Annotated in this window: 17 protein-coding genes; 13 read left to right on the forward strand and 4 right to left on the reverse strand. The window is 37.6% G+C overall.

The features are described 5' to 3' along the window. Positions 1–109 precede the first annotated feature (109 nt). Positions 110–604 carry a hypothetical protein gene (locus NFR46_RS08375; protein ID WP_251576440.1) on the reverse strand — a complete coding sequence of 165 codons (495 nt, stop codon included), beginning with the start codon at positions 602–604 and terminating at the stop codon, positions 110–112. Between the two features lie 291 nt (positions 605–895). Here NFR46_RS08375 and spxA point away from each other — a divergent pair, with 291 nt between their 5' ends. From spxA to NFR46_RS08395, 4 genes are all read left to right on the forward strand, one after another. Next, positions 896–1297, forward strand: coding sequence for a transcriptional regulator SpxA (gene spxA / locus NFR46_RS08380; protein WP_191683672.1), 402 nt, complete (start codon positions 896–898; stop codon positions 1295–1297). A 127-nt stretch (positions 1298–1424) separates the two neighbouring features. Beyond that, the gene (locus NFR46_RS08385) at positions 1425–2114 is read left to right on the forward strand and encodes an adaptor protein MecA (RefSeq protein ID WP_251576442.1); all 690 of its coding nucleotides are present in this window, start codon (positions 1425–1427) and stop codon (positions 2112–2114) included. Between the two features lie 87 nt (positions 2115–2201). After that, on the forward strand, positions 2202–3194 hold the full coding sequence (locus NFR46_RS08390; protein WP_251576444.1) for a competence protein CoiA: 993 nt from the start codon (positions 2202–2204) through the stop codon (positions 3192–3194). A 49-nt stretch (positions 3195–3243) separates the two neighbouring features. Then, positions 3244–4620 carry a C69 family dipeptidase gene (locus NFR46_RS08395; RefSeq protein ID WP_251576446.1) on the forward strand — a complete coding sequence of 459 codons (1377 nt, stop codon included), beginning with the start codon at positions 3244–3246 and terminating at the stop codon, positions 4618–4620. Between the two features lie 61 nt (positions 4621–4681). On the opposite strand, the gene NFR46_RS08400 is transcribed toward NFR46_RS08395, so the two are convergent. Further along, positions 4682–5317 carry a DsbA family protein gene (locus NFR46_RS08400; protein ID WP_251576448.1) on the reverse strand — a complete coding sequence of 212 codons (636 nt, stop codon included), beginning with the start codon at positions 5315–5317 and terminating at the stop codon, positions 4682–4684. Positions 5318–5483: 166 nt separating this feature from the next. On the opposite strand from NFR46_RS08400, the gene yjbM reads away from it, so the two are divergent. The 3 genes from yjbM to NFR46_RS08415 are packed head-to-tail and all read left to right on the forward strand — an operon-like array spanning position 5484 to position 7837. Further along, a complete protein-coding gene (gene yjbM, locus NFR46_RS08405) occupies positions 5484–6128 on the forward strand; it encodes a GTP diphosphokinase (protein ID WP_251576450.1) in 645 nt (214 codons plus the stop codon). Positions 6129–6137: 9 nt separating this feature from the next. Beyond that, positions 6138–6953 (forward strand): NAD kinase, encoded by an 816-nt coding sequence (locus tag NFR46_RS08410; protein WP_251576451.1) that lies wholly within the window; start codon positions 6138–6140, stop codon positions 6951–6953. Continuing rightward, positions 6953–7837 carry an RluA family pseudouridine synthase gene (locus NFR46_RS08415; protein ID WP_251576453.1) on the forward strand — a complete coding sequence of 295 codons (885 nt, stop codon included), beginning with the start codon at positions 6953–6955 and terminating at the stop codon, positions 7835–7837. The genes NFR46_RS08410 and NFR46_RS08415 overlap by 1 nt, the downstream gene beginning before the upstream one ends. Positions 7838–7930: 93 nt before the next feature. Here the strand turns inward: NFR46_RS08415 and NFR46_RS08420 are convergent, their stop codons facing one another. Beyond that, positions 7931–8956, reverse strand: a complete 1026-nt coding sequence (locus NFR46_RS08420; RefSeq protein ID WP_251576456.1) for a lactonase family protein — start codon at positions 8954–8956, stop codon at positions 7931–7933. 105 nt (positions 8957–9061) lie between these two features. On the opposite strand from NFR46_RS08420, the gene NFR46_RS08425 reads away from it, so the two are divergent. The 3 genes from NFR46_RS08425 to NFR46_RS08435 all read left to right on the forward strand — a co-directional run bounded on the left by NFR46_RS08425 (position 9062) and on the right by NFR46_RS08435 (position 12942). Beyond that, a complete protein-coding gene (locus NFR46_RS08425; RefSeq protein WP_251576457.1) occupies positions 9062–9910 on the forward strand; it encodes a methyltransferase domain-containing protein in 849 nt (282 codons plus the stop codon). Between the two features lie 212 nt (positions 9911–10122). Further along, a complete protein-coding gene (trmL, locus tag NFR46_RS08430) occupies positions 10123–10632 on the forward strand; it encodes a tRNA (uridine(34)/cytosine(34)/5-carboxymethylaminomethyluridine(34)-2'-O)-methyltransferase TrmL (protein WP_191683782.1) in 510 nt (169 codons plus the stop codon). A gap of 12 nt (positions 10633–10644) precedes the next feature. Next, on the forward strand, positions 10645–12942 hold the full coding sequence (locus tag NFR46_RS08435; RefSeq protein WP_251576459.1) for a DNA translocase FtsK: 2298 nt from the start codon (positions 10645–10647) through the stop codon (positions 12940–12942). Between the two features lie 103 nt (positions 12943–13045). On the opposite strand, the gene NFR46_RS08440 is transcribed toward NFR46_RS08435, so the two are convergent. After that, positions 13046–13165, reverse strand: coding sequence for a DUF4044 domain-containing protein (locus NFR46_RS08440; protein WP_081446177.1), 120 nt, complete (start codon positions 13163–13165; stop codon positions 13046–13048). 135 nt (positions 13166–13300) lie between these two features. Here NFR46_RS08440 and NFR46_RS08445 point away from each other — a divergent pair, with 135 nt between their 5' ends. From NFR46_RS08445 to rsmH, 3 genes are all read left to right on the forward strand, one after another. Then, the gene (locus tag NFR46_RS08445; protein ID WP_251576461.1) at positions 13301–13660 is read left to right on the forward strand and encodes a hypothetical protein; all 360 of its coding nucleotides are present in this window, start codon (positions 13301–13303) and stop codon (positions 13658–13660) included. Positions 13661–13821: 161 nt separating this feature from the next. Continuing rightward, positions 13822–14250 carry a division/cell wall cluster transcriptional repressor MraZ gene (gene mraZ / locus NFR46_RS08450; RefSeq protein WP_251576463.1) on the forward strand — a complete coding sequence of 143 codons (429 nt, stop codon included), beginning with the start codon at positions 13822–13824 and terminating at the stop codon, positions 14248–14250. Positions 14251–14263: 13 nt separating this feature from the next. After that, positions 14264–15214, forward strand: coding sequence for a 16S rRNA (cytosine(1402)-N(4))-methyltransferase RsmH (rsmH, locus tag NFR46_RS08455; protein ID WP_251576465.1), 951 nt, complete (start codon positions 14264–14266; stop codon positions 15212–15214). The last annotated feature ends 20 nt before the right edge of the window (positions 15215–15234 follow it).

A 15234-nucleotide genomic window follows, 5' to 3' on the forward strand; every position in this document is an offset into this window, starting at 1 on the left:
GTGATTAAATTGTCGAACCGCCGTATACGGAACCGTACGTACGGTGGTGTGAGAGGTCGGTAATTGAACTAATCAATCAATTACCTCCTACTCGATTTGTTAAAATTAATTACATCAATGGACGATATACTTCATCATAGTACGTGTTATTCGGGTCACGGGTAGTAAAGCTATCAAGTTGCTTAAACGCATCGGTTTTCTTCCAGGCCATTAGTTCATCTAAATCGTTTAATGCAGTTAGAAGAACTAATGTAGTACTTTCTTCTTTGTTATCGACTTGGAAAAAAGCCTGTCCATTAACCAGTGGATTTGAATTGTCAATTATCTTATTAAGAGTATTAAAGAGGATCTTTTGGTGATCATTATCAACTTGGAATGATTGATAATAAAGAATTCCTCTGTATTCACTATCTAACTGTTCTCCCAAAACAGTATATTCAACTGGTGATTTGAAAACAGTTGGTTTATTAGAAAAGTCAAACAATGCTAAATTGTGACTATGCTCTGAAGCTTGCATTAGTTTGAACTTTCTATCTGGGTATTTATCAATAATATCTTGCAAGATTTGCCGTGATCCAAAGGTTAAGCTTAATTTTGATAACATGGCAGTTCCTCCTTTTAATTGTATAGATTTATTATAATACTTTCTTTTCCTTAATTACCAATTATCAGTAATTTTAAGTAGGAACAGTGAATAATCAATTTTTAATATTAATTTAAAATAATTAATTATCTTTAAAAACGCTTGAAATACATGAATCACGCGCTATAATTTTACTTACTAAAAGTAAACAAACCATAGTGGCACTTTTAATGATATAAAAAACATTGTATAATTAATTTTGTAGTGGTGAATTGACATCAAGAATTAGCTCTAAAGGAGGCTTTTTATTAAATGGTTACACTTTACACGTCTCCAAGTTGTACCTCATGTCGGAAAGCAAAGACATGGTTACAAGAAAATGGAATTTCTTTTAAAGAAAGAAATATCTTTTCTGAACCACTTAATGTGAGTGAGATAAAGAACATATTACGGATGACAGAAGATGGAACGGAAGATATTATTTCTAAGCGTTCTAAGGCTTATTCCAAATTAAACGTTGATTTGAATGAACTGCCAATGAAGCAGTTGTATAAAATGATTAGTAAAAATCCTGGATTGTTACGGCGGCCAATTATTGTTGACGAAAAGCGTCTACAGGTTGGCTACAATGAAGATGAAATTCGCCGCTTCCTTCCACGTCAAGTTCGTGAATTAGAATTAGCGGAAGCTGAACGAAAAGCTAACACAATTTAATCATAATTAAACAGGCACAATGTACAGACTCCAGCGAGCTCTATGTTGCGCCTTTTCTTCTTTACTTTTGTGGTAAATTAGTTAGAATGGTAGTAATACATAACTCGGGTCGAAGGGGGTGCTTTTAATGGAAATGGAGCGCATTAATGAAAATACAATTCGTGTTTTAGTCGACTCGGACGATCTGGAAGAACGGGGAATTAAGATCCTGGACTTGTTAAGTGATCATAAACAGATTCAAGATTTCTTTTACAGTATACTGAAGGAAGTTGATTCAACTCACCAATTTCAAGATAATGATTCTGTAACATTTCAGGTAATGCCTACAGGAAATGGCTTGGAATTATTTATTAGTAAAAATGATCAAATTACTGGAGCCGATAGTGAGCAAACTGATGCGATTACGGATTATATTCGCCAAAGTATTGCACAACGGCGAAACGAGAAATCGAGAACTAATGAAATTGAGCAATCGTTCGAAGATGCTGATGATTATGCTTCTCCGGCAAGCGATACTGAACCACTAACAAAGTTAATTGTTGTTAGGTTTGCGCAGTTTGAAGATCTAATTCAGTATGCAAAGGTTGCTGATGATTATAATGTTGTTAGTGAACTCTATAAGTACGAGGGTCAGTACTACCTGACCTTACAGTACTTAGTTACCGATGAAAATACTGATGAAGAAATAAAGAACCAGATTGCATTAGCATACGAATATGGAGATCCAACAAATATTGCGTCAGATTATTTAGCAGAGCATTCAAAAAAGCTGATGGAGATTTCGGCGCTACATTTAATTCAGCATTATTTTAGCTAGCTAAAAAGTACCCTTGTAGTCAATAAGGGTACTTTTTTAATGCATTTTAAAGGATTTACCGTCTTTATATAAGGGAGGGTAAATAAGTTGTTAGTTGCTAAGTCCAATAATTGTTTTGTGAATGCTTTTAACGCTAGTAAAAAGGAGAAATATTATTGTCCTAAATGTGGAGAGCGGTTAATTCTTAAGAAGGGACAATGTAAGGTTGCTCATTTTGCACATTGTGTCAATAGTCAATGCCCATTACAAAAAGGGGAAAGTTATGAACATCTTCTAGGAAAACAACAGATATTTGAATGGGCACGACGAAATGATTGGCATCCAGAACTTGAGGTTTACATTTCATCATTAAAACAACGAGCGGATGTGTTACTTAAAGTTCACGGACAGCGGGTAGTAATTGAATTTCAGTGTAGTCCATTATCGTTAGTAGATCTTCAAGAGCGAACCCGTGGTTATGAAAAGCTCGGGATAAAATGTTACTGGTTTCTTGGCTCGCCATATAAGCTAAAGATTCACCAACGACAAACTCAAAAATTTATTCAATTACTAAATCACCGGTATGGACTTATTTTCTGGAACGTTAAATCAGCAGCAATTAAGATAGAGAATGCTGTTATTTGGGAACAACGACTAAATTTAAGGCAAATTAACAAAAATTATCGAATATTTCGTCAACTTATACTATTACCAGAAATTAAAATGAATTTTCCGCGTAACGACTTACCACTTATTTGCCATCAGCAGTTTGGTGGAATTCAGGTCACTAAACATCCAGAAATATATTGGCGTTATTTGGTAAGTAGAAAATTAGCTGGTATACCGTTATTTACTAGTTTTAGCCAAACTTCGTGGTTAAAGATGTTAAGAAAGGTGGAAGCTAGTGAATGGGTAATTTTTCCTTGCATTCCTCCGATGACATTAGTTAATACTTACCTAAAATTATTTACTAAGCAATTAATTATGGGTGGAATTGTTGTAAGGAGGGGAAAGAGAATTATTTTGGTTAAGTATCCCTGCGCACCCCATTCCCTTGCGGAGCAGTATCAAGAACTACAAAAATTATTTAGTGGATATTAATGAAATATGAAATAATAGAGATGAAAAAATAAAATTGGGGATGATCTAAATGAGACGTCATACTTGTACAACCTTTCTTGCAGGAAAAAAAGCAACTATAGATGGTTCAACGATTGTTTGTCGGGTTGAGGATTACTCAAATAACTTTGATCCGCAACGGTTTATCGTAGTTACTCCTGAAAAGCAACCTCAGCATTATGAAAGTAAAACGACTAAGTTCAAAATTGATTTACCAACTAACGCACTACGTTATACTTCAACTCCCGATGCGGATAGTAGTGCTGGTATTTTTGGAGCGAGTGGGATCAACTCTGCTAATGTTTCGATGACTGCTACCGAGACAATTACGAGTAATCCACGGATCCTCAGTCTTGATCCTTATAATAGTGAGGATGGAATCGGTGAAGAGGATTTTCTAACCTTAGTCTTACCCTACGTTAAGACAGCTAAACAAGCCGTGGAGCGAGTTGGCTATCTTCTAGAAAAGCATGGAACTTATGAGGCTAATGGGATGGCTTTTGGTGACAAAGATGAAGTGTGGTATTTAGAAACGATTGGAGGTCATCACTGGGCCGCGGTGAGAATTCCTGATGAAGCTTATGTAATTGCACCAAACCGGTTAAACATTACTAATTTTGATTTCTCATCGACAGCGACATTAAGTTCCGCTGATTTAAAAGAATTGATTGATCTCAACCACCTTAATCCCGAAGAAGATAACTACAATTTACGGTTAATATTTGGTAGCAGTACTTACCGCGATGCCCACTATAATAATCCACGGGCTTGGTTTGTTGAACAGCAATTGAGTGGCGAGCAAGGAAATAAGCCAACTGATCAGATGCTGCCATTTATTAATTATCCGCAACATAAAATTACAATCCAAGAGATTAAGGATTTAATGAGCTCTCATTATCAGGATACTGAATATGATCCTTATGTTGTAAAGGAAGCACCATTTCGGTCAATTGCATTAAACCGTAATCTTGAGCTCCACATCCTTCAAATTAGGAATAATGTTGATCCACAAATTAGTGCTGTTCAGTGGCTAGCTTTTGGCCCTAATACTGTTAATGCGGTTGTTCCTTTCTATGCTAATGTTGAAGAAACTCCACGGCATTATCGTGATACTAAGACGACATTTGACATTAAAGATAGTTACTGGTTAAATCATGTTATTATGGCAATTGCTGATCAGCATTACCAAAAAGTTGAATCCTTAATTGAAGATTTTTCGGAACAAGTAATGACTCGAACGTTAGCACTCCAGCACCAAGCAGATAAAAAATTTGTGAAGCAGGATAATATAACAGGATTTTTGAGCAAGATTAATGAACAAATGGCAGAGATTTCGTATCAGGAATCAATGAAGTTACTAGGAAAATTAGTTGATTATGGGTTTAAAAATGCTCATCTTCAGTATTAACTAATAATAAAATGACCCTCAAAGTTTAAATTAGACTTTGAAGGCCATTTTCCTCATGTTATTATTTTTGCATTGTTTTAGTTAAAGGATGAGATTGGTAGTTCTTAACAAAGGTTGCTATCGACAGGTCATTCTCTAATTGTTTATTCTTATAAGCAGTAATAAGGGTTTCATAGTCAAAGTTATTGAGTAAAAAACCGTATTGCAACTGCTTAGAATCAAAGACAACTGCAGTAGCTGGTTTTGTAACTTCTAAGCTTTTGGCAAATTGTTGATCTTGGTGGAAAGCCTTTTTAGCTAAATTGGAATGACGATCTTCTAAAAACATTTCAAGATCAAGTTTAGACTGTGAAGCAATATCTTTTACTAAACTATCATTGTAGTTACTATCTTCTTTAATTAACGCGTTTTGCAACATCAAGAGGAATTGACGCCCCCGCTTTTTTCCCTGAAAAGATGCCGCCATATAGTCAAGAATTACTCGATAAATGGTGTTAGAAACGTTTTGACGAACGGCTAAACTACGTGGATCGAGATGGTAAAATTCAATTGTTTGTTGGATTGTTGCCATGTTGAAAAACGGAATAAAACGATAATTAATTTTTGTGTTAAGTTGATGATCAATTTTAAGAACGTCACGTTCACAGCGGAAGCAACGACTCCCGAGTGGATTGACAAATAAATGTATTTCTAGCATTAAATGCTCCCCCTCGTTTAATACTAACTTAATTTCTTCTCTAAACAAATTTATTTTTACAAAAAAAATTAAATTTGTAAAGAATTATGATTTATGAACCAGTTTTATGCTGTTGAGGGGATGAGTGTGCTAGAATTAAATGCGAACTTTAATGGGAGGGTTATCTATGGTTGAAGATTGGCAACACTTTCTACTACCTTACCAACAAACTGTTAATGAATTGAAGATTAAGTTAAGGGGTATTCGGAAACAATACCAAGATGAAACACAGCATTCACCAATCGAATTTGTTACTGGTCGGGTAAAACCGGTTGATAGCATTAAAGAGAAAATGGTTCGTCGACATGTTCAAGAGGATCGGCTTGAACAAGATATGCAAGATATTGCTGGAGTACGGATTATGTGTCAGTTCGTGGAGGATATTTACCAAGTAGTCGATTTGCTTCGTCAACGAAGTGATATGATGATCCTGGAAGAACGTGATTACATTAGTAATGCTAAACCGAGTGGGTATCGTTCTTACCACATTGTAATTGAATACCCGGTTCAGTTGATTACTGGTGAAAAACGAATCCTTGCTGAAATTCAAATTCGGACATTAGCGATGAATTTTTGGGCAACAATTGAACATTCATTAAACTATAAGTACCAAGGTGAATTTCCAGAAGAGTTGTCAGCAAGGTTACAGCGTGCTGCAGAAGCTGCGTTCAAACTTGATAATGAAATGTCAGAAATTCGGGAAGAAATTCAAGAAGCACAAACAATGTTTTCAAACCGGACACCGGGAGATCAGAATATTTCGGATAGATAAGGAGATTATATGCGAGTCGCAATTTATAATAATGATACGTCGGAATCACAACGGATTAGTAAATTACTTAAGGCAGAGTTAAGTAAGGCCGGACTGGTTTTAGACCAAAATGCTCCCAATGTTGTTATTACGATTGGTGGAGATGGGACCCTATTGTCTGCATTTCATCATTATGAAGCTTTATTGGATAAGATTCGCTTTGTTGGGATCCATACGGGACACTTAGGCTTTTATACTGACTGGCGAAATTACGAAATCGATGACCTGGTTGATAGTTTAGTTAATGACAGTGGACAATCGGTATCATACCCACTTCTTGATATGCACGCGATCTATTCTGATGGCTCTATTGATCACTATACAGCCCTAAACGAATCGACCGTTCGTAATATTACAAAGACCATGGTCTGCGATGTGTTTATTAATAATGAATTATTTGAAACCTTCCGTGGAGATGGTTTATGCATTTCTACTCCAACGGGGTCAACTGCTTATAACAAATCTGTCGGTGGGGCAATTATGGATCCACAAATTGTCGGTTTTCAGCTTGCTGAAATGGCTTCATTAAATAACCGGGTATTTAGAACTTTGGGATCCCCAATTATTTTCGGTTCTGAATCCAAATTGATGCTTCGGTTGAAGGATCTTAATGGCCATGTGATGACTTGTGATCGTGATCAAGTACGGCTAAAGCCCTCAGTGGGGGAACGAAAACTAATAGAGATTACTTATCAAGTCGCTAAGAAACGGATTAATTTTGCCCAATATCGGCATAATAACTTCTGGCACCGGGTTAAAGATTCATTTATTGGTGGAGTAAAGTAATGGAATTTGAATGGCAATATAATGGACACCAGCCACGGAAATTACGTTCTGCACTAAAACATGAAGGCGTTAGTGCAAGCTTGATTAAGGTCGCAGTTTATCATGGTGGAAAAATGCAAATTAATGGTGAGGATCGGTGGACAGTGGATACTGTTAATCCCGGTGATCATTTCTCACTAATTTTGCCTCCAGAAAAAGCCAATGATAACGTTATTCCTAGTAACCTGCCAATTGAAATTGTTTATGAAGATCGTGATTTCTTGATTCTTAATAAACCGGCGGGCATTGCGACCGTTCCTGCACATCACGTGACAGTTGCTGATAGTTTGGTTAACCGAGTTCGTGGTTATTATGAGCGACAGGGCTATGAGAATTTAGTGATTCATGTTGCTACACGATTAGATAAAGATACGAGTGGCCTGGTGGCTTTTCCGAAACACCGTTTTGCGCATGCAATTATGGATCAGCAACTAAAAAAGCACCAAGTAAAGAAAAATTACTATGCGGTTGTTGGGGGACAAATTAAGGCTAGCCATGGGTATATTGATGCACCGATAGATCGTGATCCGGAAAAATTTGTCACGCGGACCGTAATTTCTACGGGGAAGCCATCGGTTACGGAATATTGGCTAGAGAAATCATCGACGAGGGGTTCACTACTACGTATACGTCTTCATACTGGACGGACTCACCAAATCCGGGTTCACTTTCGTTATTTAGGGCACCCGTTAATTGGGGATGAAATGTATGGCGGTGAACCGTTAATTTCTCGTCAAGCACTTCATTGCTACTGGATGAAGTTTTATAGTCCTTTTAAGCAACGATACATTGAGGTTCATGCCCCACTTCCGGAAGATATTCAAAAGTTGATTGATTTAATTTAAACAATAAATAACCCTCCAGTATCTGACAAAGTTGGACTCCGGAGGGTTATTTGTTTTATTTAAAGAATTGGGCAAATTTTCAGCTCAATTTTATTAAAAGCGTTGAACACAAACAGGTTCAGGACACTTAACATTCTTTTGTAGTAAGGTTAACTTACCAGTATTAGCATCACGCTTGTAAAGGGTCAAGTTATCACTATTTTGGTTAGAGGCTAACAAGAATGATTCATTAGAGCTAAGGTTGAAGTCACGAGGGAAGTCACCTTCAGTTGAAATTGATTGAATATGCTTAACAGTGAAGTCTGGTTGAACTTCAAAGACTGCGATGGTATTTTCTCCACGGTTTGAAGTGTAAATAAATTTACCATCCTTTGAAAGTCGAATAGCAGCAGCACCATTATGAGCTGTCCAATCATCAGGGATTGTCTTAATTGTTTGGACGTGACTAAAGGTTCCATCAGTGGCATTGTACTTTAGTACTTCAAGCTTGCTACTTAGTTCACCGAGAAGATAAGCATATTTACCATTAGGATGGAACGCAATATGACGAGAACCAAAACCATCTTCTGACTTATAACGGGAAACAGCAGTTAATTTACCGTCAGCAGAAACATCATAAACGACGACAAGGTCCATTCCTAAGTCGCAGACAACCAAGCGTTGGTCAGGAGTCAAGTCGGCAAAGTGAACGTGTGGACTATCTTGTTCTGGTTGAGGGCCGGTAGCACCTTGGTGGAGAACTGAGTCAGTCTGAGTTAGTGTTCCATCTTCATTGATCTTGAAGACATCAATCTTTGCAGTATGGTAATTAGCACTGTAAAGTAGGTGACGCTTTTCATCAAGGCCAACGTATGCTGGAGGAGCTCCTGCTGCAAGAACCTTACTGAGCATCTTGGCATTGTCATCTTTTAGTGAATATGATGCCACACCACCCTGGTCATCAATTTGCTTTACAGCGTAAACTCGCTTATCAGAACCTACTTGTAAGTAAGCTGGCTTTTGTGATGGAATAGCTAATTCGACGTTAGTAATCTCTTCTTTTTCAGGATCCAAGGTAACTTTATAAACACCCTTGCTATCCTTTTTAGTATACGTACCGATCAAAAATTGTTCAGTCAAATTAAACTGCCTCCTTTGAATTTGTTCATCTCTATGATAGCAATTCAGCAAGCCTAATACTAGCTATGGTACACTGTAAATAATAAAAAAATAGGAGAAATTAAAGTGAAAAAGATTGAACGTGCTGAAAATTTGGTTCAAAGCCATCTTGAACTATTTCAATGTCCTGTTTGTCACCATCGTTATTTGAATTTAACTGGAAATTCGCTTGTTTGTGAAAAGGGTCATACAATTGATTTTAACCGTCATGGCTACCTTCATTTTTTAAATACCCAGGGAACAACAGAATATGATCGGGCAATGTTTATCTCACGACGAAAATTACTTTCTGCAGGATTATTTAAACCAATTATTGAACGGGTTAATCAATTCCTCCCGGCAACTCCCCAAACAGTTCTTGATGTGGGTACAGGGGAAGGAACGCCGCTAGCACAATTGGCATCGCTTCGAAAAGATCGAGATTTTTATGTTGGCTTTGACATTTCAAAACCTGGGATTACCTTGGCAACTCAACTTGATACGAAGGCTTTCTTTTGTATTGCCGATCTTCGTCAGTTGCCATTTGTTGACCAATCCTTCGATACAGTTTTAGAATTGTTTTCTCCGTCTGATTATCGAGAATTTAATCGAGTCTTAAAAGAAAATGGCCTCCTAATTAAGGTAATTCCTAATGCAGATTATCTCTTGGAATTGCGACACTTACTGTATGGAAACAAAGATCAGCATTACCACTATGATAATAGTAAGGTCCTTGAATTATTTAAGAAGCACTACCCAGACGCACATGTGATCCGTGTCCGGTACCAATTTGATCTTCCTAAAGAATTAATCACGGATATGGTTAAGATGACGCCGATGAGTTGGGGGAAGAATGTCCAACAACTTACCGATGATGAATTGGCAAAACTTCACTCAATTACCGTTGATGTTAGCTTATTGGTAGGGAGAAAGTGAGATTTAAGAAGTTATCTTTAACTTTCTACAAAAAATTAGTTAATGGTGTTGCCAATCTTAATTAAAGGTGGTAAATTACTTTATGAGAAATCGTTTGGCAATTGACATCGAACAGATTCGTTGGTAATTGCCAAAGAGTACTTCATTAAAGCAGCGTTTCGCCGTGCCAACACCGAGACCCTGCTTTTTTTATTTGTCTAAGGAGAATTATGATGACAAACCATATTGTATTATTTGAACCATTGTTTCCTGCAAATACTGGGAATATTGCCCGGACATGCGCCGGGACGAATACGGAATTACATTTAATTAAGCCGCTTGGATTTTCAACGGATGATAAGCACATGAAGAGAGCGGGATTAGATTATTGGGATAAGGTAAAAATTACCTATCATGATGATCTGCGCGAGTTTATTTCTACCGTTCCTGATATTAGTAAGTTATACCTTGTATCTAAATTTGCAAGCCGTGACTATACTGATGTTGACTATACAACTTCTGGGGATCACTATTTCCTGTTTGGTAAGGAAACAACCGGGTTACCAGAAGAATTTATGCGTCGGTATCCAGAAAATGCTATTCGAATTCCGCAAAACGATAACAATATCCGGGCATTAAACTTGTCGAATAGTGCGGCAATTGTGATCTACGAGGCCCTTCGTCAGCAAAGTTTTCCAAATTTAGCACGGGTTCATAAATATCACTTTGATAAATTAAAATAAGTGGGGAATAATATGGCAAGAAAGAAGCGGTCAGGAACTGGTCGTCGCCGAACTGTAAGTAAAAAAAGTCAAGCAAGGATTGTTGATAATTTAGTAGGAATTATTCTTGCATTCTTGATGCTTATTGGGTTATTTAATCTTGGAGCAATTGGTCAATTATTAGTTGGCTTATTTAGTATTCTGGTTGGTAGATCCTATCCGGTAGCAATGATCCTTGTTCTTATTTCTGGATTATCATTAACCTTCTTCGGTCATCGACCAAGATATAATCATCGCTGGATTAGTGGATTTATTATTGCATATTGTGGGGGATTAATTTGGTTACACTATCTAATGTTTAATCATTTGAACCTTCACGCCAATTTTATATCTACAACCTGGAATAATTTAACAGAGGTCTTTTTTCAGACAAGCAATTCTACTAACATCGGTGGGGGGATGCTAGGGGCATTCCTCTATACTGGGAGTAACTATTTGATTGGTCGTCAGGGAACGGCTGCATTGGCCTGGTTAATGATTGTTGCAGGAATTATTATCTTTTTTGCGATTCCCTGGGAACAATATTTAATTAATCTTGGTCGCCAATTGAAAAAAATACCAATGCTTATTCAACGGGTTAGACAGTCTTTTGCGGCCAAGCCACGGGTTAAACAACCAGTTAAGGAGCAAATTACCACTTTAGCTGACAAGGTGAAACCGGTTCAAAAAGATCTAACAGATGTTGATGCTTCTCAACACTCAGTAACACCAAAAGTTACCGAGCCGCGGATTACAGTAGCCAGTACAAGCAATGATGAGGCTTCGGGTAAAACCGGAAAATCTCAAGAGTTGCCAACTTCTAATGATGATTTGCAATTGGCTACTACTGCTGAAAAGGAAGATGCTGATTACCAGTTACCACCATTAAGTTTATTAACCAAGATTCCGCAAGCTGATCAAAAAGACGATTTACACGCGATTAAGAAGAATACCAAAAAGCTTCAGGATACGTTGAAGTCGTTTGGCGTTGATGCAACCGTTGAGAATGTTAACCTTGGTCCATCGGTGACAAAATATGAATTGCGTCCAGCAGTGGGAGTCAAGGTGAGTCGGATTACACACTTGGCAGATGACTTAGCCCTAGCGCTTGCTGCAAAAGATATTCGGATTGAAGCACCGATTCCTGGAAAATCATTAATTGGAATTGAAGTTCCTAACCAGCAAATTGCGACTGTTGGTTTTCGCGATATGGTAGAATCAATGCCCAATGATGATCACCCAATGAATGTTCCGCTTGGAAGAACTGTTACAGGGGATGTGATGATGGCTGATTTAACCAAGATGCCCCACCTCTTAATTGCAGGTGCTACCGGAAGTGGGAAATCAGTTGCGATTAACGATATTATTACCAGCATCTTATTGAAGGCTAAACCCCACCAGGTAAAATTCTTGATGATTGACCCTAAAAAGGTAGAATTAAGCGTCTATAACGGGATTCCACACCTGTTAAGCCCAGTAGTTTCAGAACCAAAGAAGGCAGCTAAAGCATTGGCAAAGGTAGTTGCTGAAATGGAACGTCGTTATGAACTGTTTGCTAAATTTGGGGTCCGCAACCTAAAGGGGTACAACCAACTTGTTCAGGAGAACAACGAGCAAGAAGATACGACCGAACAACCAGCGTTACCGTTAATTTTGGTAATTGTTGATGAACTGGCTGATTTAATGATGACTGTTTCTCACGATGTTGAAGATGCAATTGTCCGAATTGCACAAATGGGACGAGCTGCTGGTATCCATATGATTTTGGCTACTCAACGTCCTTCAGTTGATGTCATCACCGGTTTAATTAAGGCGAATGTCCCATCGAGAATTGCCTTTGCTGTTTCAAGTGGTGTTGATTCTCGAACAATTATTGATACTAATGGTGCTGAAAAATTGCTCGGTAGGGGAGACATGTTGTTTGAACCGATCGACCAAAATAAACCGGTTCGAGTTCAGGGCGCCTTTATTTCAGATCATGACGTTGAAGCAGTAGTGGACTTTATAAAAGAAGAGCGTCCAGCGGAATATGACCAGAAGATGGTTGTTACTGATAATGAAATTGAACAAGAGGAAAAACTTGAGGATGAAGATGAGCTTTTCCCTGAGGCATTAGATTTCGTGGTTGATCAGCAAAAAGCTTCTACCTCATTAATTCAGCGCAGATTTCGTATTGGTTATAATCGGGCTGCAAGAATTATTGACGATATGGAACAGCGTGGCTACATTGGATCTGCTAATGGTTCTAAACCTCGTGAGGTTTTTAAGAAAAAGAGTCAAGATGAGGAATAATACAAGTTTTTTCGTAATTGAACTTTTATGCTAAAGAATTAAAAAGTGCGAGGAAGAATAGTAGTTTCTTCCTCGCACTTTTCAATTCTTTAGATAATGGAAACTACATTACACCTAATGATGCAATTGCTCCAAAGATTAGTGAGCCAAGCATGGCAATTAGCATCAACCAAATTGCAACCATTGTAATTTTTTGAAAACGAGTTTTCTTTTTCCGTTGCATCTTTTTACCGCCCTTCGTTGATGGATTGATAATAGTAACAGTCTACATCATTTTAGGATGTGATTTCAAACAATCTCAATAGTCTGTGCTAAACTAATGATTGTAAATATTAGTCAGGAGTAGTTAGAACTAAATATGGATTATCGAATAGCATTTCTTCAGGTAATATTACTGATGATTATTTGGCTTGTAGAAGATTTAATCAGCAAGGTTTTTCATCATTATCGTCATCAACATCATCATAAACATAGCCCCATTATTTGGACGATTATTTTATGGTTGTTGAGTATTTATAATATTGGAAGCCTTTATTGGATAGCGTACCCGATTGCTACTTGGATGATTATTGCAATCCTTTTAATTATTGGCCAAACATTCCATTATAATGAGTTTATCTACCGGCGTTATTGGCCAGTTTTTTGGCGATTATCTGTAATTGTTGCAACAATTACGTTTATTGTTTCACTATTTTGTCAAAATTTACCATTGATATAACATTGGTAATAGAAAATGTTGATTAGCAAGAAGTGCTTAAACATAAAAGTGCTATCTTGCTAATTTTTTTATTATTAACAATTATTTTTGAAATCTTATGGTGGAAAGTGGGGGATTGTGGTAGACTTTACCTATAAAGTGGTTGTGGGGAGGTAAAGCTAATGTTTATGGGCGAATACACTCATTCGATCGATAGCAAAGGCCGCTTGATTATCCCCGCAAAATTTCGTGAATTATTAGGCACTCACTTTATTGTCACTCGTGGCTTAGATGGGTGTCTATTTGGTTACCCGCTTAAAGGATGGGAACAATTGCAAGAAAAATTAAGGGCGTTACCGCTGACTAAGCGTGATGCACGTGCGTTTGTTCGCTTTTTATATTCTGCCGCAACTGATTGTGAATTTGATAAACAAGGCCGGATTAATTTGCCAGATACCCTTTGTCAACATGCTCAATTAGAAAAAAAGTGTGTTGTGGTAGGTGTTGCTAACCGACTTGAAATTTGGAGTGCAGAAAAGTGGGCACAATTTACGGATACCACGGAAGATGATTTTGATCAGATCGCTGAAGATTTAAATATTGATTTTTAATGGAGGATTTTAGATGACAGAATTTAAGCACGTAACAGTATTATTGAATGAGGCTGTTACTGGTCTAAATATCCATCCAGACGGAACCTATGTTGATGCAACGCTAGGTGGGGGCGGTCATAGTGCCGCGATCCTTAATCAGTTGACGACAGGGCACTTATATTCATTTGATCAGGATCAAACGGCAATTAAATATAATCGACAACACCTAAAAAGCTTTATCGATGATGGACGTTCAATTTTAATCGAAGACAATTTTCGAAATTTAAAAACCGCATTGTTACAAAATGGTGTTCAAGCAGTTGATGGGATTATTTATGATTTGGGGGTCTCATCCCCACAGTTTGATGATGCACAACGTGGCTTTAGCTATAAATTAGATGCACCACTAGATATGCGGATGAACCAACAACAATCGCTTTCTGCAATGAATGTTGTTAATGAGTGGCCATATGAGAAATTAGTTAAAATTCTTTACCGCTATGGTGAAGAACGATTTGCTAAACAGATCGCGCGAAAAATAGAGCGACGAAGGGAAAGTAAGCCGATTAAAACAACCTTTGAGCTTGTTGATGTGATTAAGGAAGCCATTCCAGCTGCTGCACGGCGGCATGGCGGTCATCCAGCAAAGAAGTCTTTTCAGGCGATTAGAATTGCGGTTAATGATGAATTGGGAGCATTAGAGGATTCTTTAGAACAGGCGCTTGAAATGCTTAATGTTGGTGGACGGATCAGTGTGATTACATTTCAATCATTAGAAGATCGGTTGGTTAAAACGATGTTTCATGAGAAGGTCTCATTAGCAGACGAATTACCACCGGGATTACCGGTCATTCCACCAGAAATGCAACCAAAGTACAAGTTGATTAACAAGAAGCCAATCCTACCGAGTGATGCAGAATTAGCTAATAATCATCGTGCTCATAGCGCAAAATTACGGGTAATTGAAAGAATTAAAAAGTAAGAATACAAAAGGAAAGTGAT

Source organism: Limosilactobacillus agrestimuris, from assembly GCF_943193105.1.
In the GTDB taxonomy this organism is placed as follows: Bacteria; Bacillota; Bacilli; order Lactobacillales; family Lactobacillaceae; genus Limosilactobacillus; species Limosilactobacillus agrestimuris.